At 72.8% G+C, this 21,384-nt stretch carries 21 protein-coding genes; 6 read left to right on the top strand and 15 right to left on the bottom strand.

Annotated elements, in window-relative coordinates:
• Positions 1-16: 16 nt before the first annotated feature.
• The 8 genes from AB0E90_RS47420 to AB0E90_RS47385 form a co-directional block, all read right to left on the bottom strand.
• On the bottom strand, positions 17-331 hold the full coding sequence (locus AB0E90_RS47420) for an acyl carrier protein (RefSeq protein ID WP_360419585.1): 315 nt from the start codon (positions 329-331) through the stop codon (positions 17-19).
• Positions 328-1,458 (bottom strand): 2-oxo acid dehydrogenase subunit E2, encoded by a 1,131-nt coding sequence (locus AB0E90_RS47415; RefSeq protein WP_360419583.1) that lies wholly within the window; start codon positions 1,456-1,458, stop codon positions 328-330. Before AB0E90_RS47415 ends, AB0E90_RS47420 begins: the two co-directional genes overlap by 4 nt.
• Positions 1,451-2,467, bottom strand: coding sequence for a transketolase C-terminal domain-containing protein (locus AB0E90_RS47410; RefSeq protein WP_360419581.1), 1,017 nt, complete (start codon positions 2,465-2,467; stop codon positions 1,451-1,453). The genes AB0E90_RS47415 and AB0E90_RS47410 overlap by 8 nt, the downstream gene beginning before the upstream one ends.
• On the bottom strand, positions 2,464-3,399 hold the full coding sequence (locus AB0E90_RS47405) for a thiamine pyrophosphate-dependent dehydrogenase E1 component subunit alpha (protein ID WP_360419579.1): 936 nt from the start codon (positions 3,397-3,399) through the stop codon (positions 2,464-2,466). Before AB0E90_RS47405 ends, AB0E90_RS47410 begins: the two co-directional genes overlap by 4 nt.
• Positions 3,396-4,550 carry a glycosyltransferase family 4 protein gene (locus AB0E90_RS47400; RefSeq protein WP_360419577.1) on the bottom strand — a complete coding sequence of 385 codons (1,155 nt, stop codon included), beginning with the start codon at positions 4,548-4,550 and terminating at the stop codon, positions 3,396-3,398. Before AB0E90_RS47400 ends, AB0E90_RS47405 begins: the two co-directional genes overlap by 4 nt.
• A 7-nt stretch (positions 4,551-4,557) precedes the next feature.
• Positions 4,558-4,800 (bottom strand): acyl carrier protein, encoded by a 243-nt coding sequence (locus AB0E90_RS47395; protein WP_360419575.1) that lies wholly within the window; start codon positions 4,798-4,800, stop codon positions 4,558-4,560.
• 116 nt (positions 4,801-4,916) lie between these two features.
• Entirely contained in the window at positions 4,917-6,248 is a 1,332-nt protein-coding gene (locus AB0E90_RS47390; RefSeq protein WP_360419573.1) for a condensation domain-containing protein, read from the bottom strand.
• A complete protein-coding gene (locus AB0E90_RS47385) occupies positions 6,245-6,922 on the bottom strand; it encodes an alpha/beta fold hydrolase (RefSeq protein WP_360419571.1) in 678 nt (225 codons plus the stop codon). The genes AB0E90_RS47390 and AB0E90_RS47385 overlap by 4 nt, the downstream gene beginning before the upstream one ends.
• A 31-nt stretch (positions 6,923-6,953) precedes the next feature.
• On the opposite strand from AB0E90_RS47385, the gene AB0E90_RS47380 reads away from it, so the two are divergent.
• Genes AB0E90_RS47380 through AB0E90_RS47365 form a run of 4 tightly spaced genes read left to right on the top strand, consistent with a single transcriptional unit; the run spans position 6,954 to position 10,078 of the window.
• Positions 6,954-7,907 carry an alpha/beta fold hydrolase gene (locus AB0E90_RS47380; RefSeq protein WP_360419569.1) on the top strand — a complete coding sequence of 318 codons (954 nt, stop codon included), beginning with the start codon at positions 6,954-6,956 and terminating at the stop codon, positions 7,905-7,907.
• Positions 7,904-8,227 (top strand): acyl carrier protein, encoded by a 324-nt coding sequence (locus tag AB0E90_RS47375; RefSeq protein WP_360419567.1) that lies wholly within the window; start codon positions 7,904-7,906, stop codon positions 8,225-8,227. The genes AB0E90_RS47380 and AB0E90_RS47375 overlap by 4 nt, the downstream gene beginning before the upstream one ends.
• The gene (locus tag AB0E90_RS47370; RefSeq protein ID WP_360419565.1) at positions 8,214-9,245 is read left to right on the top strand and encodes an LLM class flavin-dependent oxidoreductase; all 1,032 of its coding nucleotides are present in this window, start codon (positions 8,214-8,216) and stop codon (positions 9,243-9,245) included. The genes AB0E90_RS47375 and AB0E90_RS47370 overlap by 14 nt, the downstream gene beginning before the upstream one ends.
• The gene (locus tag AB0E90_RS47365) at positions 9,245-10,078 is read left to right on the top strand and encodes a hypothetical protein (protein ID WP_360419563.1); all 834 of its coding nucleotides are present in this window, start codon (positions 9,245-9,247) and stop codon (positions 10,076-10,078) included. The genes AB0E90_RS47370 and AB0E90_RS47365 overlap by 1 nt, the downstream gene beginning before the upstream one ends.
• Here AB0E90_RS47365 and AB0E90_RS47360 read toward each other — a convergent pair whose 3' ends face one another.
• A complete protein-coding gene (locus AB0E90_RS47360) occupies positions 10,079-13,105 on the bottom strand; it encodes an amino acid adenylation domain-containing protein (protein WP_360419562.1) in 3,027 nt (1,008 codons plus the stop codon). It lies immediately after the preceding gene.
• Positions 13,106-13,299: 194 nt separating this feature from the next.
• Here AB0E90_RS47360 and AB0E90_RS47355 point away from each other — a divergent pair, with 194 nt between their 5' ends.
• Both AB0E90_RS47355 and AB0E90_RS47350 read left to right on the top strand, forming a co-directional pair.
• A complete protein-coding gene (locus tag AB0E90_RS47355; protein ID WP_360419560.1) occupies positions 13,300-14,052 on the top strand; it encodes a hypothetical protein in 753 nt (250 codons plus the stop codon).
• A gap of 151 nt (positions 14,053-14,203) precedes the next feature.
• On the top strand, positions 14,204-14,821 hold the full coding sequence (locus AB0E90_RS47350; RefSeq protein WP_360419558.1) for an LmbU family transcriptional regulator: 618 nt from the start codon (positions 14,204-14,206) through the stop codon (positions 14,819-14,821).
• A 5-nt stretch (positions 14,822-14,826) separates the two neighbouring features.
• Here AB0E90_RS47350 and AB0E90_RS47345 read toward each other — a convergent pair whose 3' ends face one another.
• The 6 genes from AB0E90_RS47345 to AB0E90_RS47320 are packed head-to-tail and all read right to left on the bottom strand — an operon-like array spanning position 14,827 to position 21,381.
• Positions 14,827-15,264 (bottom strand): NUDIX domain-containing protein, encoded by a 438-nt coding sequence (locus AB0E90_RS47345; protein ID WP_360419555.1) that lies wholly within the window; start codon positions 15,262-15,264, stop codon positions 14,827-14,829.
• Entirely contained in the window at positions 15,261-16,532 is a 1,272-nt protein-coding gene (locus AB0E90_RS47340) for an FAD-binding protein (RefSeq protein WP_360419552.1), read from the bottom strand. The genes AB0E90_RS47345 and AB0E90_RS47340 overlap by 4 nt, the downstream gene beginning before the upstream one ends.
• Before the next feature lie 14 nt (positions 16,533-16,546).
• Entirely contained in the window at positions 16,547-17,440 is an 894-nt protein-coding gene (locus AB0E90_RS47335) for a hypothetical protein (RefSeq protein WP_360419550.1), read from the bottom strand.
• A 20-nt stretch (positions 17,441-17,460) separates the two neighbouring features.
• Positions 17,461-18,435 (bottom strand): cyclase family protein, encoded by a 975-nt coding sequence (locus tag AB0E90_RS47330; protein WP_360419548.1) that lies wholly within the window; start codon positions 18,433-18,435, stop codon positions 17,461-17,463.
• Positions 18,432-19,766, bottom strand: coding sequence for a hypothetical protein (locus AB0E90_RS47325; protein ID WP_360419546.1), 1,335 nt, complete (start codon positions 19,764-19,766; stop codon positions 18,432-18,434). The genes AB0E90_RS47330 and AB0E90_RS47325 overlap by 4 nt, the downstream gene beginning before the upstream one ends.
• Before the next feature lie 16 nt (positions 19,767-19,782).
• The gene (locus tag AB0E90_RS47320) at positions 19,783-21,381 is read right to left on the bottom strand and encodes a radical SAM protein (RefSeq protein WP_360419544.1); all 1,599 of its coding nucleotides are present in this window, start codon (positions 21,379-21,381) and stop codon (positions 19,783-19,785) included.
• Positions 21,382-21,384 lie beyond the last annotated feature (3 nt).

The following is a 21,384-nucleotide window of genomic DNA, read 5'->3' as shown; positions in this document are numbered from 1 at the left end:
CCGCGGGCGGGCCGTCCTAGTCGTCCTCCGTGGTTGACCAGTCGTCTTCCGGCCAGGGCTGTTCGCCCGTCCACGCCGGGGCCCGCGCGATCAGCTCGGCCATCTCACGCGGCGTGGGGTGGTCGAGGATGTCGATCAGGTCGATCTCCTTGCCCAGCTCCGACTGGATTCGGGAACGCATGCGGACCGCCGTCAGCGACGACGCCGGCACGTCGAGCAGGTGGGTGTCGGCGTCGATATCGGGGAGGTCGATCAGGCTCCGCCAGAGGTCGACCACCCATCGGACCAGTTCTTCACCGGACAATGCGGCGTCCGCCAGTCGATCGCTCATGTATTTTCCTCTCCCGCCGGCCGCTCGCGCGGCCTCTCGAGCCGAGCCTTGATCGCCTTGAGGAAGCGCACGGCATCACCGCCGTTGACATACCGATGGTCGTAAGCGGCGCCGAGCATGACCGTCGCCCGCTCCCGTACCGTGCCGGTGCCCGCGTCGAGCACGGCCTCGCCGTGCACGCCGCCCAGCGACACCGCGCAGACCGTTCCCGGCGCGACGATGGGCTGGGCCAGCACCACGTCGGGATCGGTGTTGAGCGACAGCATGATGGTCCCGCCGGCAAGGTCGGCGACCCGGAACCGCGCCCGCATCGCCAACCCCCGCAGCCGCATCAGCTCGGCCGCGATCTCGCCGAGTGACAACCGGTCGCAGTCACGGACCACCGGTAGGTAGAGGCCGGCGCCGACGTCCACGGTCACCGCGACGTGGACGCCGGTGGCTCGGCGCATCGTGGCCGGCCCGTCCGGCGCGGCGAAGCAGACAGGGAAGTCGGCGGCGATCGCGCCGAGGGCCTCCAGAACCAGTTCCGGCAGGCCGACCAGGGCCCGCAGCCTCCGGGTGGCCGCACGGGCGTAGGTGAGCGCGGCACCGACGTCGACCCGGACCACCGTGAACGCGGCGGGGATCCGCGCGTGCGAACGGGTCACGGCGTCCGCCACACCGACCTGGCTGCGCGGCAACGTCAGGACCTGGTTCGCGCTGCCGTCCGCGAGCCGCAGGACGTCGGCCCGCCGGACCACCGCCACGCCCAGGCTCTCGAGACGGGTGAGGTCCATCCCCAGTTCCACGGCCAGCGCCCGGGCCGGTTCGGTGATCACGCATCCGGCCGGTGCCGCGTCGGTCACCGGCGCCGATGCCGGCATGGAGGCAGCGAGGAAGCCGCGGCGGTCCTCCGCGGCCGGGAAGACCTTGCCGATGACCGTGCCCACCGCGCACTCGGTGCCCGGCTCGGTCATCCGATGCAGGACACCTGGTGCCCCGGCGACCAGTTCCTCGGCCGCCTTGGTGCTTTCCACCACGGCCACCGCCGTGTCCGCGGTGACCGGCTCACCGCTGCCGACCAACCACTCCACCAGGACGTACGTGAGGTCGTTGTTGTTGAGCTTGGGAACCGTGATGTCAGTCAAGCAGCGCCTCCATGATCGCCTGCCGGATCGTCTCCTCCTGCACGACGACCGTCCGCTCCAGGTGGGGCGCGGCGGGGATCACCGAGTCGCGCGAGTGGACGAGCCGCACCGGTCCGGACAGCTCCGGCCCGCAGACCTGCCCCAGGCGGTGCGCGACCTCGGCACCCCAGGTGCCGCCGGCGGTGCTCTCCTCCGCCACGAAGACGGTTCCGGCCCGCTCGGCCAGGACCCGTACCGTCTGCGCCTGGAACGGGTAGAGGCGCGCCGGAACGACGAGGTGCCCGGCGAGATCCTCGTCGACGAGCAACGTCCGCAACGCCGCCCGCGCCCGGTCGGCGAGACCGCCGGTGGCGACAACGAGGAAGTCGGGTGGCAGCCCGGGCGGGTGCACGTGCACCACCGGCGGGCCGCCGTCCGCGCTGTCGAGCAGATCGGCGTGGAACAGGTCGTCGACCGGGCCCGGGGTGCGATGCGGCGTACCGTAAAGGCTCTTGTCCTCGAAGAGTAGGGCCGGCACCGCGGCCGCGAGGACGTCGCGCAGCAGCGTCGTGCCGTCGTGCCAGGCGGTCAGCTCGAACAGGTTCAGGTCCGGCACACCGATGAAGTGTTTCTGCGGGCTCTGGCTGTGCGTCGGCCCGTAACCGCGGTTGCCGCCGACCGGGCAGCGCACGATCAGCCGCATCGGCACCCGTGTCCCGTACATGCTGACGGTCTTGCCGGCGAAGTTGACGATCTGGTCGAACGCCAGGCCCAGGAAGTCGCCGAACATCACCTCGACGATGGCGGCGTTGCCCGCCAGTGCCAGGCCGGCCCCGGCGCCGACGATGCCGGCCTCGCTGATCGGGGTGCTGCGGACCCGCCCCGGGAAGCTGGTCGACAGACCCCGGGTGATCCGGAACGCTCCACCGTACGGGTCTTCGACGTCCTCCCCGATCAGGTAGGTGTGCTCGTCCGCGCCCAGCACGGCGTGCAGCGCCCGGTTGAGGTTCTCGGCCACCGTCTCGGTCACGGCTGCCACCGGCTCAGCGGACGGCCCAGCACATCGGCGGCCACAGCGGCCATGCGGCGGCGCTGCACCTCGTCGATCCGGGCGACCTGTTCCGGGAACGACTCCCGGTAACGCGGCAGCCAGTCGCGCTGCTCCGCGGCCGTGCGTTCCGGTGCCGCGCGGGTGTCGTCGCCCTTGCTGTGCGGGCCCAGCCGGTCGGTCCGGAATTCGAGCACTGCCGGTTTGCCGCCGCGAACGTCGCCGACCGTTTCCGCGATCTGCGCGCGGATGACGCTCACATCGCGTGAGTCGACGCGCAGGTGGGCGAGGCCGAAGGCGGCGGCCCGCCCGGCGATGGTTCCGGCCATCTGCCGGGCCGTCGGCGTCGACTGGGCGATGCCGTTGTGCTCCACCGCCACCAGCACCGGCAACCACCACAGGGCGGCGAGGTTGATAGCCTCGTACACCGCGCCCTCGCCCCAGGTACCGTCGCCGATGTAGACGCAGGCCAGTGCCCCGGCGCCGGCCCGCTGCAGGTGCAGCGCGGTCCCGGTGGCGACCGGCAGCGACTGTCCCTGCACACCGGTCGAGTGGAAGCGTGCCCGCCTCACGTGCTGGCTGCCGCCCACCCCGGCGCACAGCGCGCCGTCCCGGCCGGTCATCTCGGCCAGCAGCCCCTCCGGGTCGTCGAACCGGGCGAGGTAGTGCCCGTGCCCGCGGTGGTTGCTGAAGACGTAATCGCCGTCGCGCAGCAGCGCCTCGAGCGCGACCGGCACGTACTCCTGCCCCGTGCAGGTGTGTGTGGTGCCGGACAGGTGACCGCCTGCGAACAGGTCCTGCACGGTCAGCTCGAAATGCCGAATGAGCAGGAGCCGGCTCAGGTCGTCGTCGCCGAGCCGGGTCGGCGGCGCCGCCGCCTCGGGCATCGGCCGGCAGTCACGCGAGACCATCATCGGGTGGTCGCCGCTTCCCGCCGGAGCAGGTTCTCCAGCGCGTCCGGGTCGAGGGAGGCGACGAAGTCCCCGGCCGCCTGGCGGGCGGAGCGGCGCAGCTCACCGCGGTGGGCATCGTCGGTCAGGACCCGGCTCAGGGTGCGGATCCACGGTTCGAGGTCCTGCGCGGGAACCTCCGGCACCGGCCGGCCGCCGTCGTCGTCGTACCGGGAGATGCGCGTGACCGGCAACAGGTGCGGCACGCCCAGCATCGCCTCCGGCAGGCCGCCGATCCGGGCGGCCAGGACCGGCACCCCACGCAGCATTGCCTCCACGGCGGTATAGCCGAACGTCTCGTCCCACAGCGAGGGCATCGCCAGCACCCGGGTACGGGCGAACACGCGGCCGATGTCGTCGGTGGCCGCCATCAGCTCGATGTTGGGCCGCTGCCGCAGCGAGCCGAGATCCGCGCCGGTGGTCCCCCAGGTAGGCACGGCCAGGAAGGGTACATGCGGGAAAGCGTCCGCCAGGCCCAGGAAGATCTCGATCCCCTTGTAGGCGCACGGGTTCACCATCGTCACCGCATCGCCCTCGGCGAGCGGATAGGGACCGTCGCCGTAGACCGCCGGGTACATCAGCGCGGAGTCGAGGCCGCCCCAGCGGCGCAGATGGTCCTGGACGGTGCGGCTGACCGCGACCACGGCGGCGCACCGGTGGACGAGACGGGTGGCGGCCGGGCTGGGATGGAACGAAGCCGGCCCGAACGGCAGTTGCTGGACGGTGTGGGCCAGATAGACGACCCGGTCCGGCGCAGCGACCAGCGAGGCGCCGAGCATCATGGCGCCGGGGTCGTCGGACGGCACCAGCACCCGGTCGGGTCCGACCGCGGCGACGCAGCGGCGTACCTCACGCACCAGGCGCTGCGGGACGAGGACGGCGCGGACCCGCACCCCGTTCAGCTCGAACGAGACCGTGTCGCCGTCGACGCGCGCGTCGTCGACGGCGTAGCCGGCGAGCCGCCGGTCGAGTTCGGCACGGGTGACGTGCATCGGCGCGACGACCGTGCAGTCGTGACCGCGGGCGGCCAGATGTTCGAGCATGATCCGGTTGGACCGGTTGGCACCGCCGTACGTCGGCACGTGCGGCATGTTCTGGGCGAGCACGATACGCATGACGCCGTCAGCCCATGGCACGGTTGATCACGGCGGCGGCGCGACTCGCGGTGAGCTCGTCGGCAAACAGCTCGGTGACCTCCAGGTCGACCCCGTACCGCTGGTAGACCTGCTGGAGGAACTGCACGAGGTGAAGTGACTGCCCGCCGGCGTCGAAGAAGTCGTCGTCGGGTCTCGGCGCCGCCGGCAAGATGCCGGCCCACATGGCGAGGACGGCCTCCTCCGTGGAGCCAGCTGCACCGGTGTCCAACGGTCCTCCCCTGTGTGGTGTGGCCGCGGCCGGAACGCTCAGCCGACCGGACTCATGCTGTCCGCGCATCGGGGTGACCGGCACGTCCCACAAAAGCGGGAGACGGCCGCCGCCGCTCAGCACGGCTCGGACCGCATGGTGACCAGAGCCTCGACGAACGCGTCCTCCAGTGCGGCCAGTCGTTCGTCGCCGCCGCGAAGCCCGGGTGAGGCGGCGGTGAAGCCGAGCCCGTCATCGCGCAGCGAGATCCAGATGCCGTAACCGCGGCGGCGGGCGGGCGGCACCAGGAAGCGGTTCCAGCCATGCTCGGGCGCCGCCGCCCCCGCCGTCGCCACCAGCGCCGGCGCATCGGCCCGGCGCGAGCTGCGGTCGTCGGTGAACGACACGAAACAGGTGGGATGGTCGTCGCCGGCCTGCTCGACGGGCAGCTCGCCGGCGGCCCGGGCCAGCGGCAGCTCATGGAACTGCAGAGTCGTCATCAGGGCGCGGCGCACCTCGCGAAGGGTGCCGGTGAGGTTGCCGGCGACCGGGAAGTAAAGCGGGAGCATATTGGCGTACCAGCCGATCCCGGTCCGTATCCGGTCGTCGTCACGGTTGTGGGTCGCGATCAGCATGCCGGCCTCGGGGACGCCGATCACCTCGTGCATGGCGGTGCCGAAGGCGGCCAGCACGGCCATGAACAGCGTGGATTTCCGTTCCCGGCACCAGGCGGAGACCGCGGCCGTCCCGGCGGCGTCCAGAACGTCGCGGCCGGCGTAGCAACCGGCTCCGTCGTCCCAGGGCAGGTCCAGCCCGAACGGCGGGTGCAGGGGGCGCCCGCCGAGGCTGCGGCGTAAGGCCGACATCGGCGCGTCGAGGGCTGGGCCGGCGGCGAAACGGCGCCGCTGGGCCGTGCTGAAGGAGAGGAAGTCGGCGGCTGGTGGCAACGGATCGCCGGCGCCGGCGAGCACGGCCCGGTAGAGGACCGGCAACTCCAGCGTCATCACCGATTGCGACCAGGCATCGGTCACCAGGTGGTCGGCCGAGACGTAGCACACCGCCGAGTCGCCCTGCACGACGCCGATCCGCAACAGGGGCCAGCCCAGAACGTCGAAGGGCTGGTCCAGCCGGTCGCGTACGTGGCGGTCGACCGCCGCGGCGGTGGCTTCCGGACCGGCGCCCGCCGCGACCAGGTCACCGGCCTCGACCACCTCGCACGGAACGGTGCCGGCGCCGACGCGGTCGAGCGACACCGCCCCGCCGGCCTCGGTGAACCGGTGTCGCAGGACCGGATGGCGCTGGACCAGCCGGCCGGCCGCCTCCTGCAGGGCGGCCACGTCGATCCGCTCCGGGACCAAGCACACCGCGGGAATCGTCTTCCCGGCGGGCTCGCCCCCCTCGGCATCCTCGGCGGTGACCGCGAGCACACGTCTTTCCTGGGCGTACGACGGCCGGGGCGAGGGGATCACGCCGGGCCTCCGGACAGCTCGGCCTGCTGGGCGGCGAGATCGGCCGTGATGCAGTCCAGCACCTCGGCCGCCCGGTCGCGGACGAACAGGTGGCCGCCGGTGAACGGATAGACCTGGTAAGGCTCGGTGGTGTGACGTTGCCAGGCGAGCATCTCGTCCACCCGCACCTCCGGATCGTCCACGGCGGCAAAACAGGTCAACGGCATGGTGAGCGGTTCCTGCGGCAGGTAACGATAGGTCTCGCACAGCTCGAAGTCGGCGCGGATCATCGGGGCGAGGAAGTCCAGCAGCTCAGGGTCGGTCCGGCCCACGCTGGACGGTCCCGCCATCTCCGTCAGCCGGGCCCGGAATTCACCGGGAGGCAGTGTGCTGGCTCGCGGCCGCCACCGCGGCAGGTCGGGGGCGCGATGCGCGGAGACGAACAGCCGGGCCGGTTGCGGCGCGTTCCGGCGGCGCAACTCACGGCACAACTCGAAGGCCAGGAGCGCGCCCATGCTGTGCCCGAAGAGGGCGTACGGCCGGTCGAGCGCCGGTGTCAGATGGTCGGCGAGCGCCGGCACAAGCCGGTCGAGTCGCCGGAATACCTGCTCCGTCCGCCGGTTCTCCCGGCCGGGAGGCTGCACAGCCCAGATCTCGGCCCGCAACTGTTCCGGCAGCGACCATCCGTTGAACATGGACGCTCCGGCACCGGCGTTGGGCAGGCAGATGAGCCGCATCGACGGTGCCGGCGGTCCGCCGCAGCGCCTGATCCAGCGCGCGCTCGGCGCCGGCTCCGACCACCCGTCCATGCGGTGTCCCTTCCTCGAACATGCCGGCCACCGGCGATGGTGCCAGCACTGCGGCGGCGGGGCCGGTCGCGTCAACTGGGGACATGTCTCGGTCGGCGCAGGCACCGAGGATGAGCAGGTGCGCCCTACCGATTGGTTCATTCCGCTGTCCGACCCCGACCGGGCCGTGGGGCACGTGTGCGCGCTCCCGCAGGCCGGTGGAGGTGCCACCGCGTTCGCCGCGCTCGCCGACGAGCTGGGCCCCGACATCACGGTGTGGGCCCTCAACCTGCCCGGCCGGCAGGCCCGCTTCGGCGAGCCCACCCGCACGGACCTGGATCCGTTGCTCGACGATCTCGCCGGCGCGTTCCCCCACCCGGCGCCGATGCTGCTGTTCGGATACTGCTCCGGGGCGCTGCTGGCGTTCCTGCTCGCCCACCGGCTGCACCACCATGGCCACCGGGCACCGGACGCCCTGATGGTCGCGTCCTATCCGGCGCCCGACCGGGCCGAGCCGGCCCGGAGCACGCACCGTCTGCCCGGAGAGCAGTTCTGGAGTGAGATCCTCTCGTACGGCGGGGTGCCCGAGCGGATCGCCGCCCAGTCCGACTTCCGGGAGATCTTCGAGCCGGCGCTGCGTGCCGACTACGAGTTGCTGTCGGGGTACCACCATCGCGACGTGGCCCCGCTGCCGCTTCCGATCACCACGATCGCCGGCGCGGCGGACCCGGTGCTGCGCACGGCCGACGTCGACCGCTGGCGAGCACACACCACCGGCCCGTTCCGGTCCGAGACCATCGATGGCGACCACTGGCTGCTGGAGAACTCACCGCGCCGAGTGGCCGACCTGGTGCGCGCAAGCCTGCCCCGGACGACGACGGCGCCGCGATGAACGCCGGCCGCAACCCCGGCCTGACCGGAGTGCACGCCTGCTTCGCCCGCCGCCGCGCGCTCGACGCCGACACCAGCTTCTTCGAGGCCGGGTTCACCTCGGCGCTGCTCGCCGAGGTCCTCGAGGACTTGCGCGACGAGGGCTTCACGGTCTCACTCGTCGACCTCTACCGCTACCCGACGGTGCGGTCACTGTCCGCATCCCTCGGGTTCGGGGAACGCCGGTCACCCGCCGCACCCCCTTGGCTCGGCGCGTCCCGGAATCCGGTGACTGTGCTCTCGCCGGGCCCCTCCATAGGGTCGGCCGATGGACCTGTCTAGCCAGGTAGCCGCCGAACCGCTCGAGGTCTACGCCACCTCCCCCGGGGTGGTCGGCGGCCGGCGGTCCGATTCGTTCGGTCAGAAGGTAACCGACGTGGCGCGCTGGGCCGACGCAGCCGGTCTGAGCGGCCTGCTGATCTTCACGGACAACTTCTCGTACGACCCGTGGATGCTCGCCCAATACATGGTCGAACGTACCGAGGCCATGGTCCCGCTGGTCGCCCTGCAGCCCAACTACCAGCACCCGGTAACCGCCGCCCGCCTGGTTGCCGCCATCGGCCGGCTGTACGGCCGGCGGGTCGACATCAACCTGGTGACGGGCAGCCACGCGGCCGATCTGCGGGCGCTCGGCGACACCGTCGACCACGACGCCCGGTACGACCGGCTCCTCGCCTTCGGACAGATCATGCTCGCGCTGCTCGACGGGACAGCACCGGTCACCCACCACGGCCCGTACTACGACGTGAGCGACGCCGTCCTCGACCCGCCGCTGCCCGCCGGACTGACCCCACGGCTGTTCGCCGCCGGCCAGTCCCCGCCCGCCATCCACGTCGCCCGTGCGCTCGGGGCCACCACACTGGTGAACCCCGAGCCCCCGAAGCACTACGCCGGCGGCGGGAAACGACTGCACCGGACCGGCATCCGGATCGGCATCATCGCCCGGGACGACCACGACGCCGCCTGGGAGGTGGCGCGCCGGCGCTATCCAAGGGATGCGGCCCGGGAACAGCGGCTGCACCGATCCCGGAAGGCGGCGTACGCGTCATCGACAGTCCACAACTACACGGAGAGCCGGCGGACCCCCACCGACGACACCGCCGAGGCCATCTACTGGCTGCATCCGCTGCGGGTCTCCTTCGAGTACTGCGCCTACCTGGTGGGCAGCTACGACGAGGTGGCGGAGGCGTTGCGCACCTATCGGGAGAGCGGGATGTGCACGCTCATCCTGAGCCCACCGCAGGAGGAGGACGACCTGCACCACGCCAATGAGGCCATCCGACGGGCGGAGGCACGCTGATGCGGCTCTACTCGGTGTCGCCCGATCTCCGTGCCGGCGGCCACGCCACGGTCGGCGCGACGTTCACCGATGCGGCACGCGGGGCTGACCGGGCCGGCCTCGACGGCATGCTGATCGACACCGGCGGCACCGCAATGGAACCCTGGTCGGTGGCGCAGTACCTGGTCGAGCGGACGGAACGCCTCACCCCGCTAGTCACCGTCGAGCCGGCGGACATGCATCCCTACATGACGGCGAGGATGGTGAGCGGGATCGCGGCGATGCACGGCCGCCGTGTCGACTTCACCCTGGTGGCCGACAGCACGCTCGGCCACGACGAGAACTGCGACCGCCTGGTCGCGTACGGCCGGATCATGAAGGCCCTGCTGCGCGCCGACGATCCGCTCACCTTCGACAGCCGGCACTACCGCCTGGCCGACGCGGTCATCTACCCGTCGCTGCCGCCGCGGCTCGTTCCCCGGATCTTCGTCGCGGGTCAGGAGCCGGCTGCCGCCACGGTGGCACGTGAGCTGGGCGTGGGGCAGCTGATCGACCTGCCGGGCGAGGCCGATCTCACCGTACGGCCGCCGCGGCCCCGGTCCGCCGTGCGCGCTGGCATCATCGCCCGGGACACCAGCGAGCAGGCGTGGCGGGTGGCCCGTGAGCGGGCCGGCCGACCGGCTCACGGCCTGGTCGGCAGCCACGCCGAGGTGGTGGCTGCGCTGACCCCGTACCAGCAGGCCGGGGTGGCCGCGGTGGTGATGACCAACGCCGTGACCGAGGACGACCTCGGTCACGCCATGACGGTGATGCGCGCGGTCCGCGAGAACGCGCGGGGCCGGGTCGACGCCTGACTAGCTGATCGGCTCGCTCACCCGGAACCGGGCGATGTGGGCAGCGAACGCGGTCGCGGTCGGGTGGTCGAGCAGCTCGTCGAGGGTGAGGGTGATGGCGGTCAGCCGCGACAGCCGCGACAGCATCCGCACCGCGAGCAGCGACTGCCCACCGGCCAGGAAGAAGTTGTCGTCCGGCCCTAGCCGCGGGTCCTGCAGCAGCTCCCGCCAGATCTCCAGTACGTCGCGGGCCAAGCCGTCGGCCGGCCGGGCGCCGGGTGTGGCCAGGCGGGGCCCCAGCGGCCGGGCGACGAGGGCCCGGTGGTCGACCTTGCCGCTGGGCGTGTGGGGCAGGGCGGTGAACTCGATGCGTACCGGCAGCGCGTAGCTGGCCAGCCGGGCGCGGGCGTGACGCCAGAGCGCATCGCCGAGGCCGGTCGGGTCGGCGGTGGCTGGCTGGACGAACGCCACCAGCCCCGGTTCACCGGGCAGGTCCGGACGCAGCACCACCGCCGCGGCGGCGACGGCGGGATGTTCGGCCAGGATCGCCTCGACCTCGCCGAGCTCGATGCGGTGGGCCCGGATCTTCACCTGGTGGTCGGTGCGGCCCTGCAACAGCAGCACGCCGTCATGGCGCCACGCGGCCCGATCGCCGGTGCGGTAGAAACGGCCGTGGCGGGGCGACACCCCGTAGCGTTGGGCGGTCAGCTCGGGCCGGTTCAGATAGCCGCGGGCGACTCCGGCGCCGGCCAGGCACAGCTCGCCGGTCAGTCCGGGCGGCAGTTCGGCGCCGGCCTCGTCGAGGATGAACGCGGTCGTGTTGCGCAGGGGCACGCCGACCGGCACCAGGTCGGCCCGCCCGCCGGTGAGCTCGGCGGTGGTCGACCAGATCGTCGTCTCGGTGGGGCCGTACACGTTGAGCAGACGGCACCCGGTGGCCAGCAGCGCCGAGGCCAGCGCCGGCGGCAGCGCCTCGCCGCCGCACAGCACCGTCCGCCCGGTCAGCACCGTCCCGGCCCCGGCGCCCTCCCGGGCGGTGGCCAGGTGGGCCCACGTGGTCGGGGTCGCCTGAACGATCCGTACATCGTGCTGCTCGATCAGATCGAGCAGCAGGTCGCCGTCGCTCCGGGCGGCATCGGGCGCGACCACGACCCGGCCGCCGGTGCACATTGGCAGCAGCACCTCGAGCGCGGAGATGTCGAAGGCCAGGTTCGACAGCCACAGCGTGGCGTCGGCCGGCCCGGCGGCGACGGCGGTCCGGAAGTGCTGGATCAGGTTGGCCAGGTTGGCGTGGGTGACCTCCACGCCCTTGGGACGGCCGGTGGAGCCGGAGGTGTAGATGACGTACGCGATGTCGTCCGGGTCGGCGGCCGTGGCGAGCATCGGGTCGGCCACGGGCACAGCCAGCGACAGTCGCGGGCACGGCACCGTGGTGCCGGCCGGGAGCGGCCGGTCGGTCAGCAGCAGCGCGCAGCCGGCGTCGGCCAGCTGGAACGACAGCAGCTCTGCCGGGTTCTCCGGGTGCAGCGGCAGGTATGCGGCCCCGGCCGCCCAGATGCCGAGCAGCGCCGCGGCCAGCTCCGCGCTGCGGCCGGCGTAGACGGCGACGGTGGCGCCCCGGCCGACCCCGGCCTCCGCCAGCCGCCGACGCACGCCACCGGCGGCGGACAGCAGCTGCCGGTACGTCCACCGCTCGGCCCCGTCCACCACGGCGACCGCTTCCGGGTGCCGCGAACCCGCGGCGACGACCGCGTCCAGGGGTGGCGATGTCGGTTCCGGGTCGGCGGTCCGGTTGGCGGCTTCGACGACGGCGCGGTCCCGCGGCGACCAGCAGGGCAACTCCGCCACGGGCCGGTCGCCGGCCGCGGCGAGTTCGCCGAGCAGCACCGTGTAACGGGCAAGCAGGGCGGTCACGTCGGCCTCGGCGAGCACGTCGGCACGGTAGACGGCGAGGATGCCGGTGCGGCCGCCGCCGGTCTCGATCGTGAAGGACAGGTCCTGGCGCGCGTGGCGGGGGTCGATGGACAGGATCTCGACCGGCCGGCCGTCCAGTCGACGGTCCTCGCTGACGGCGAAGGGGCGGTAGTTGAACATGTAGCGCAACAGCGGCGAGCGCCAGTTCTCGGCCGTGCCCTGCAGCTCCGGCACCACCGCCTCGTACGAGACCCGCCAGTGCTGCAGCCCGGCCAGGAACGCCCCGCGAGTGGCCGAGACGAGCTCGCCGAACGACGCCGAGACGTCCACCGCGACCCGGACGGGCAGTGAGTTCATGTGGTAGCCGATGGTCGCGCCGCCGTCCGGGTCGCCCGCGCGGACCGGCACGCCCACCACGAGATCGGGCCCGGCGCCGTGGCGGGCCAGCAGGGCATAGAACGCGGCCAGAAGCACGATGTTGTCGGTCGCCTGTTGTCGCTTGGCGAGCGTGCGGACGACGGCGAGCGTCTCGGCCGGGAGCTCCCGGCGGCAGGTGGCGCCGGCGAACTGCGCGGGCGACCCGGCGGCCGGGCCCAGCGCCATCGGCTGCCGGTCGGTGGCGACGTCCGTCAGGTGCGCGCGCCAGTAGGCCCGGTCGCGCTCGGCCGACGCGGGACGTGCCGGCGCCGGCACCACCGGAGTGTCGCCGGGAGGCGCGTCGGCCTCGTAGCCGGCGATCAGTGCGTCGAACAACACTCCGGCACTCGTACCGTCGAAGACGAGGTGGTGCACCGCGATGCTGCAGACGTCGCCGGCCGGGTACCGCCACAGGCCCACCCGGAACGGCGGCGCCGCGGTCACGTCGAACGGGGCGGCGACGAACGCGGCGACGAGGGACTCCGGCGGGTCCGGCGGGTCGTCGTACACCCGTATCGGCACCGGCTCGGGCGGGTGGGTGATCGCCACCGGCTCACCGTCGCGCTCGGGGAAGACGGTGCGCAGCGCGGGGTGGCGCCGGGCGATTCCGGTGAGGGCGCGGGCGAGCCGGTCGACGTCGAGGCGGCCGGCGACGGCGAACGTCACCGCTTCGTTGGAGATGCCGAGATCCGGGTACAGCCGCTGCAACATCCACATGGCACGCTCTTTGTCGCTCGTGCGGCGTATGGCGAGTGTGGACACCCCATCAACGTAGGAAGTGCGCAGGTCGCGGGACACGTCCCGCAAAGGCGTGACGGGCCAAGTCACGCGATCTGGGGCCAGGAGCGGGACGATCCCGCGTGGCTATGCTCGGCGCCGACGCGAACGTTCCGGGCGGAGGCCGACCGACCATGCAGCCATCTACCCCCACCACCGTGCTGACGCTCGACTATCCCGGCTACGAGGAGCGGCCACGCATCACCGGGCTCATCGACGCCGGCCTCGACTGCGTGCCGCTGATGCGTGCCCCGCTGCCTCGCCGGCCGGAGGCGATCGGGTACGCCGAGACGCTGCTGGCCGCTCGCTCCGACGAACGGCCGGTGCGCGCGATCGTGGCGTACTGCATGACGTCCCCGATCGCGCACGAGGTCGCCCGGATGACCGCGGCCCGCGACGGACTGCCCGTCCTGCTCGTCGCGCTCGACGGCGCCCCGTGTCCGGACAGCCTCGTCGCACAGGAGTACGCCACGCTCGTGCGCCGTTTCGGTGGCGAAGGCCCGCCGCGCGTCGTGCCGACCCGCGACGAGCTCATTGCCGACCCGGCCGGGGTGCTCGCCGCGATGGCGGCGGAGCTGACCGAGGTCGCCACCCGGGCCACCGCCGACGGCGAGCCCGACGAGATCACCGTCGCCCTCGTGCGCGACCTGGTGGGTAAGTCGTCGGACTGGCTCACCCAGCTCGTCGCGGCCCACAACGCGCTGTTCCCGCCGTGGCCAGGAGAGATGCTGCTGATCGTGTCCCGCGACCACCCGTTTGCCGGGCCGTGGCCCGGCGCCGCCGCCTCCCGGGTGCACCGGGTCGACTGCAGCCGGGAGGAACTGCTGCGGCACCCGGACACGCGACGGTACGTGGCGGAGGCCATCGGCACGCGCCGTCCCGGCTGACCGCGGCCGCCCTGGCCGCGACGCACCGGGGACCGAGCGTCCCGCCTTTTCGGGACATGTACGGGCCTCCGCGGCGGACCGAGACTGGCAGCCAGCCGGCCGGCGCTCGCGGACTCCGCCACGACCAGTGGCCGGCCCGAAGGGAGTCCGAGTGGGCGGCAACGCGCTGTCGCCGACGCGCCGCGCCGGTCTCACGCTGGACCCGGCCGCGCGGCCGCGGCGTCTCGGCCTGACGATCGCGGCGGGGCTGCGTTACGGCACCTGGCAACGCATCGGCCGGCAGCTGAGCTCGATCACCGGCTCCAGCGCCTGGTGGCTGGGCGACTGGCTGGTCTACGGCGAGGCCGCTTACCCGGACCGGTACCTCGTGGCCGTGCGCGAGACCGAACTGCACCATCAGACCCTCCGCAACTACGCCTGGGTGGCGCGCCGCTTCGCGCTGCCTCGCCGCCGGGAGTCGCTGACGTTCCAGCACCACGCCGAGGTGTGCGCGCTGCCGCCGGCGGAGCAGGACCTCTGGCTCGACCGGGCGGAAGGGCACGGCTGGTCGCGCAACGAGTTGCGCCGTCAGATCCGCACCGGCAACGGCCGCCCGGCCGGCACCCCGGCCGAGGTGCGCCTGCGGCTACCCATCCGGCAGGAGCAGGCGTGCCGGCGCGCCGCTGAGCTCACCCATGACGGGGATCTCGACGCGTGGATCATCGCCGCGCTCGACCGGGCGGCCCGAACGGTGGTCGAACGGGCCCAGACCCTCCAGCGATCGGCCTGAGGCCGTCAGCCGAGCCGGTACCGGTGGACGGAGGGCGCCGCCGGCCGGTCCAGCCACGCGTCGAGCAGGTGACGGCTGGCCGGGAACATCGGCTCGGCGTCATCGGCGGCACGCCACCGCCACCTCGTGAACGTGTGCGGCTCCAACCCCTCCACCGGCTGCGTGCCGGGGCCGACGACCACCTCCACGCCGATCGTCACGTGCACGGCCGGGCCGGCGCGATCCAGCACCGCTACGAACGGCCGGGCGGCGGTGGCCCGGACCCCGGCCTCCTCGGCCAGCTCCCGCAACGCCGCCGCCTCGAACGACTCGCCCGGCTCCGCCCGGCCGCCGGGCAGGCACCAGCACGGCGTCGCCGGCTGGCGGACCCGCCAGCCGAACAGCACACCGGCCTGGTCCGGCCCGGTGACCACGACGCCGACGCCGACGGTGGCACCGCTCACCTCGCCGGCACCTCCGTGGCCAGCCCGCTCGCCGCGTAGTGCCCGCTGACCATGGCGGCGACGATACCGCGGAACAGCCCGCACCCGTCGCCGGCGATCACCGCCGGCGCGTCCCGCAGCCGCAGCCGGCCGTCGACAGTGGGGTACCAGCCGACGCCCTCCAGGGTCGGGCCGACCATCCGGGTTCGCTCGTCCAGCACGCCGGGGTAGCGGCGCACCAGGTGCTGGACGCCGCGGCGCATCAGGGCGCACAGCTCCTCGCCGTAGACCCGGTCCAGCACCGCCTGGGTCGACGGAACCCCGTCGAGCAACCCGAGCAGCGGCTCGTCGAACCGGTTCGCGTCGTCGGCGAGCGCCTTGAGCAGGTGTGGCAGCGACCGCACCGCGAGGGCCTCGTCGAGGACCCGGGTGTTGAAGCCGATGTTGGACCGGCCCGTCGGCGGGCAGTCCGCCCGGCCCGACACCGTCCACAGGCCGTCCGTCTCGGTCATCACGGCTTCGCCCTGCCGGCACGCGCAGAACGTGCGCCATTCCACCGAGCCGTCGGCGTCGCCGAACCGCAGCTTCGGGTCAAGCTGGTCGGAGTCGGCGAAGAAGGCCAGGCCGGCCGGCTGCTCGATGCGGAATCCGACCTCCAGCCGGCGCCACACTCGCTCACCGATCAACTCGCTGAGTCGCAGTGGCCCGAACCGGCCGGTGGCCAGCACCAGGCGGCGGGCGGAGAGCGCGCCGTCTCCGCCCGGGCCGCGGACGTCCAGGTTGAACACGTCCGAGCCGGCGGCGTACGCGGCGTGGACCAGCTCGGTCTCGGTGCGCACCTCGGCGTCGACCGCGTCGACCAGCCGCTGGGTCAGCGCCAGCCGCGCGTCCAGCGAGAGATAGTCGCTCGGGTATGCCTTGAGCACCCACTCCCCCGCCGCGGCCGTGTACGCCTCGGGCGACTCCGGGAACGGCGCGGCGTCCAGGCCGGCCTCGCGGAGCACGCCGCTGGTCCAGTCGTAGGCCGCGCGGAGCCGGTCGCCGTCGGACAGCGACCACAGCTGCGATGCCGACGGGTAGAAGGAGAACTTGCCGTCGGAGAACAGGCCCGCGCCGCCGATACCTCGGGTGACGTCGGTGCCGACGTGGCGGTCCCGGCTCCACACCGGCTTGCCCGCATCGAGCAGGACGGTGCGCAGCCCGGTGCCGGTCAGCGCGTGCGCCGCGGCGAGCCCGGCCGGCCCGGCCCCGACGATCGCCACGTCGACGTGATCGTCATTCGGCGACACAACATCACCACCATTCATTCGATGGCCGCGCGCCGGGCCGCGTCGCGCCCGATCCGCGCCGCGATGCACCCGGCCATCCGGTCGGCGGCCGATTCGTACAGATCAAGGAACAGGGCCGGCTCGATGAGCTCGACCTCCATGACGACCGGTGACCCGCCCCAGCCGACGAGGTCTACCCGGGCGAAGAGCGGGGGCACGCCGCCGGGGGTGCCGGCGAGGGCGGCGGCGGCCACGGCGAGCTGCGCGGCATCCGGGGTACACCGGTCCACCTGACCACCGAGGTGGGGCTGGGCGGCAAACCCGCCCGGAACCACCTGCTTGCGTACGGCGTGGGAGAAGCTCCCGTCGAAGTAGACCAGCGAGGTCTCGCCGTCGTCGAGGATGCTCGGCAGGAACGGCTGGATCAGCGCGTCCCCGGTGGCCAGCAGCGCCGCCAGGAATGCCAGGCCGGCCGGGTCGCCGGCCGCGAAGCGCTCGGTGCGCAGGGCGCCGACCGACACCGCCGGTTTGAGCACGACGTCCGGCCACGGCTGGGTGGCCCAGGCCCTGGCGGCCGCCGCCGGGCCGCCGGTGACCAGGAGCGTGGGAGCGACCGGCACACCGGCGGCGGCGAGGCGGCACAGGTACGACTTGTGGGCGTTCCACCGCAGGACCGCGGCGTCGTTGAGGATCGGCACCGCGAGTGCCGTGGCCTCGGCCCAGGCGACGAACTCGTCGGGTCGAAGGTAGTAGTCCCAGCATGCCTTCACCACGCAGAGTGTGGCGTCCGGCCAGGCGAAAGGCCCGTCCCAGGCGGCGAAGACCGGCTCGATCCCGTGCCGGCGCAGGGCGGGACCGAGCACGGAGCCGTCCACGTCGGGGTGGGAGCCGAGCCGGGTGCAGGTCGCAAACGCGACGACGGTGGACAAAGCGCTCCAATCGGCCGGTGTCAGGTGATGGCGATGGCGTTGGCGGGCGAGCCGATGGCGCCTCGCAGCCGCAGCGGCGCCGAGACGAACAGGAAGCTCCACCGCCCCTGGCGCGCGCAGTCGGCGGCCAGATCGTCGAGGTCGAACAGCTCGCCGAAGGGCAGGCCGAGCAGGGACAGCAGGTTGTACATCAGGTTGAAGCGGGCGATGCCGTCGGGCGTGGCCAGCACGGCCGGATCGGCGCCGTCGACCTGCTCGAACGGCGCCATCTCGAAGCTGGTGTTGTCGGCGGCCGCCGCGGCGATGTGCAGGTCCCACAGGTAGCGGCAGGTCGCCTCGCCCTGGGCCAGGCCGGGCGAGACGCAGGGCGACGCGTCGACGGCCGCGCGTTGCCCCGGGTCCAGGCCGCGATACCAGCCGGCCCATCCGGTGCGCACGAGCAGGATGTCGCCGGTCGCCACGTCGGTGCCCTGCGCGGCGAGGGTGGCGCGCAGTTCGTCGGCCTCGATCGTCTCACCGTGGTCGAGGCGCAGTGGCCGGCCCTGCGCCTGCCGGAAGCGGGCGACGTCGGCGAGCACGCCGCGACCGCTGATGCCACGCCGGGCCCAGTGGTCCACGCCGTGCTCGGCGCGTTCGAGACCGTTGTAGTGGCCGTAGACCGGGTGGCGGACGTGACCGAAGCCGTCCCACTGGCTCGACAGCTGGGTGTTGTACCCGTCGATCACGTCGTCGGCGCCGTAGGGCCCGATCGGCGCGTAGGAGTGCCGGGGCGGGGTCCGGCCGATCAGCTCGGGTGTCGGCAGGCCGAGGTCCAGGTTGAGGCTGAAGGTCCGGCCGGTGCGGGCCTCGGCCAGCCCGGCAGCTACCCCCGCCGGTCCGAGCAGGTTCAGCGTGCCGAGCACGTCCCGCGCACCCCACAGTCCCCAGGAGCTGCCGGCCGGGGCGTCGGTGCGGCCCCGCAACTCGTCGTAGCTGGGCAGGTCGGCGGCGGTCATCCGCGCTCCCCGGCGGCGGCCGGCTGCAGATCGCCGAGCAGTTCGAGCAGGTGGCGCCGGACCAGATCCTCCCGGCCACCGGGGGTCGGCCAGCCGGCTCGCAGCTTTGCGACCTCGGCCGCGAGCTGTTCGGCCGGCCGGGCGGCGCGGACCCCGGCCACCATCAGCTCGGCCAGGGCCGGGATCTGCTCGGCGGGCAAGCCGAGGTGGGTCGCCTCGTGCACGCCGAGGCGGATCGAGGGTCGCTCGAATCCCGGCAGATAGGGCAGGTTGGTGACCCGGATGCCGACCCGGTGCAGCCGCTCGGCCGCGTCGGCCGGGCCGGTGCCGAGCGGACTCGGGTCGATCCACAGCTGGTGGCCGCGCGTGTAGCCGAGGTCAGCGCCGTAGACCTCGATCCCACCCTCGGACAGGGCGGCGCCGAGGAGGCGGCCGTTGCGGACCACGTCGGCGGCGTAGCGGCGGCCCTGCTCGCCGGCGAACTCGGCCAGGGCCAGCGCCAGGCTGACCGCGCCGCCGAGGTGGTGGCTGCTGATGAGGGTGCCCTCAGCGGCCCGGAAGCGGTCCCAGACGTCCTCGGAGCGGGTGGCGAAGAACCCCTTCTGCGGCCCCGGGAACGTCTTGTGGGTCGAGCCGCCGATCGAGTCGGCGCCGGAGTCCAGGGGGTTGGGCAGGACACCGCCGAGGATCAACCCGAGCCAGTGGCTGCAGTCCACGTGGATGCGGGTGCCGCGGCCCGCGGCGTCGACGGCGGCCCGGAGCGCGGCGACGTCGAGGTACGGCAGCAGGGCGTTGCTCTGGTCGAGGTACACCAGCTCGGCGCCGGTTCGGGCGACCAGCGCGGTGACCGCGTCGAGGTCGAGCTCGTGCGGCCCCCGGCCGGGCATCGTCGACACGTCCAGCCCGAGCCGTCCGGCGAGCGGGACGGTCACCGAATGGCCGCCCTGCGCCGCGCCGAGGGTCAGGCACGCGGTGCCAGGCGGGCCGCCCAGCGCCGAGAAAACGGTCAGCATGGCGCTGAGGCCGGACAGCGGCCGTACGCTGATGAACGGCGCCCCGAACGCCGCCTGCAGCAGCGGAACCGCCAGGCCCTGCTCGAGCTCCGCGACCGCGCCGCCGCCGCGGAATCCCCAGTCCTGCTGGGAACCGACAGCGCGGAAGTAGTAGCGATGGGCACAGTCGAGCAGGTACGGCAACCGGCTGAGCGTGCTCTGCGCGTTCTCGCTCGCCACCAGGTTGATGACCGTGCGGGCGTCGTGCTCCTGCTCGAGCATCACCGCCCAGGCATCACGGCTCAGGCGCTGCCAGGTGGCGTCGTGCTCCTCGTTCATCGTGCTCCCTCGGCGCTCAGATCGGATCGGTGCACAGCGTCTCCACCGGCTGTGGGGTGACCCCGTGGCGGCGCAGGATGTCCAGCTGGGTGCGGACCTGGGTAGCGCCGCGGTCGGGATCGGGGTGGTCACGGGGGGCCATGGCCAGCCGTTCGAGGGCCTTCTCGACGGACAGGTTGACGGCGTGGTCGGCAACCGGCATCAGCGAGTGCTGGTAGTCGCCCTGCCAGAGCATCAGCACGGCCCGGTCGTTGACCTGGCGGACCTGGTCGAGCGTCTCGCCCAGCAGTTGCCGGGCCTCGACGCTGCTCATGCCGGCGTGCGACCACGGCGAGTCCGAGTCGAACGGGTCGTCGACACGGATGTCGAGTTCCTCCCGGTCATCCCACAGCGGCATTGTCTCGTCGGCCACCGAGAACAGGTGGAGCATGAAGTGCCCGTCGTACTCGTGGAGCAGGAACTGCCGGGTGTCCTCGAACTGCTCCGGGGTTTCGCCCGGGTAGCCGATCATGAAGAAGATCGTGTAGCCGAGGTCGCCCTGTTGCAGCAGCTCGAAAGCGCGCCGGTTCTGTTTGGCGGTCACCCGTTTACTCATCCGGGTCAGCGTGTTCTGGTTCATCGACTCGAAGCCGATCTGCACCCGGAAGCAGTGCGAGCGCGTCAGGTCCTCGATGAACTGCGGCGAGTTGATGACGTTGGCCCGGCTGTAGCACTCCCACGGCACCCCGGCGTCGGGCAGGAGCCTTACCAGCTCCCGCAGCCGGGTCGGCGGGACGGTGAACGTCGAGTCCATCGCCTCGATCATCGAGGCGTCGTTGTGCTCGGCGTAACGCACCCAGTCGTCGCGGATCTTCTCCGCGGACTTGTACCGCCACTTCGGCGACGCCGCCGGGAACGAGCAGAACTTGCAGTCGAACGGGCAGCCGCGCATCGACTCGTACGGCACGATCGGATATTTGCCGGGGAAGCCCGGCGACGGGAAAGCCTCGATGTCGACGTAGGCCGTCTCGTTGATCCGGATCCGGTCGCCGTCGCGCCAGACGAGGTTCGGCACCTTCTCCAGCCGCGTGCCATCGCGCTGCGCCTGCAGCAGCGCCGGCAGCGCGTGCTCGGCGTCGCCGCGCACCACCCCGACAATGGCCGGATGGTCGTGCATGACCCGCTGGAACTTCAGGTTGCTGTACTGGCCGCCGACGAAGACCGGCAGCCCCGGCAGTTGCCCGGCGATCCAGGCCATCGCCCGGGCGAGCATGTGGCTGTTCCAGATGTAGGTGGTGGAGAGCAGGACCACGTCGACGTCGTGCGCCGGCGCGGTGGCGGTGCCGTCCCACACGCCCTCCAGCGGCTGCAGTGTGTACGGCTGCTCCGCGGCCATCAGGATCGACTCGAGGGTGAACGTGGTCAGGTGGGGAATGGTGTCGCGGCGGGGACGCAGCAGAGGGTAGCGGTCGCCGCCGTGCTCGAAGGAGAGCTGGCCGAGCGTGAACCCGGTCGAGCTGGCCCGGGCCAGCATCGCCGGTGCGGCGGCCGCGGTCTCGGGCGCGAACAGCGAGCCGTCGACGTAGGCGGAGTTCTTGTACGTCGGCCCGAGGCCGGCCAGAAGTAGCGCGTGCACAGT

This window comes from Actinoplanes sp. NPDC026619 (genome assembly GCF_040638295.1).
In the GTDB taxonomy this organism is placed as follows: domain Bacteria; phylum Actinomycetota; class Actinomycetes; order Mycobacteriales; family Micromonosporaceae; genus Actinoplanes.
This window is presented reverse-complemented; position numbering and strand designations above follow the sequence as displayed.

What these genes read in the sequence shown, in the direction of transcription:
- AB0E90_RS47420 (WP_360419585.1), bottom strand. Translation starts at nt 331, where the DNA reads ATGAGCGATCGACTGGCGGACGCCGCATTGTCCGGTGAAGAACTGGTC.
- AB0E90_RS47405 (WP_360419579.1), bottom strand. Translation starts at nt 3,399, where the DNA reads ATGATGGTCTCGCGTGACTGCCGGCCGATGCCCGAGGCGGCGGCGCCG.
- AB0E90_RS47400 (WP_360419577.1), bottom strand. Translation starts at nt 4,550, where the DNA reads ATGCGTATCGTGCTCGCCCAGAACATGCCGCACGTGCCGACGTACGGC.
- AB0E90_RS47385 (WP_360419571.1), bottom strand. Translation starts at nt 6,922, where the DNA reads ATGTTCAACGGATGGTCGCTGCCGGAACAGTTGCGGGCCGAGATCTGG.
- AB0E90_RS47380 (WP_360419569.1), top strand. Translation starts at nt 6,954, where the DNA reads ATGAGCCGCATCGACGGTGCCGGCGGTCCGCCGCAGCGCCTGATCCAG.
- AB0E90_RS47375 (WP_360419567.1), top strand. Translation starts at nt 7,904, where the DNA reads ATGAACGCCGGCCGCAACCCCGGCCTGACCGGAGTGCACGCCTGCTTC.
- AB0E90_RS47370 (WP_360419565.1), top strand. Translation starts at nt 8,214, where the DNA reads ATGGACCTGTCTAGCCAGGTAGCCGCCGAACCGCTCGAGGTCTACGCC.
- AB0E90_RS47365 (WP_360419563.1), top strand. Translation starts at nt 9,245, where the DNA reads ATGCGGCTCTACTCGGTGTCGCCCGATCTCCGTGCCGGCGGCCACGCC.
- AB0E90_RS47360 (WP_360419562.1), bottom strand. Translation starts at nt 13,105, where the DNA reads ATGTGGATGTTGCAGCGGCTGTACCCGGATCTCGGCATCTCCAACGAA.
- AB0E90_RS47355 (WP_360419560.1), top strand. Translation starts at nt 13,300, where the DNA reads ATGCAGCCATCTACCCCCACCACCGTGCTGACGCTCGACTATCCCGGC.
- AB0E90_RS47330 (WP_360419548.1), bottom strand. Translation starts at nt 18,435, where the DNA reads ATGACCGCCGCCGACCTGCCCAGCTACGACGAGTTGCGGGGCCGCACC.
- AB0E90_RS47325 (WP_360419546.1), bottom strand. Translation starts at nt 19,766, where the DNA reads ATGAACGAGGAGCACGACGCCACCTGGCAGCGCCTGAGCCGTGATGCC.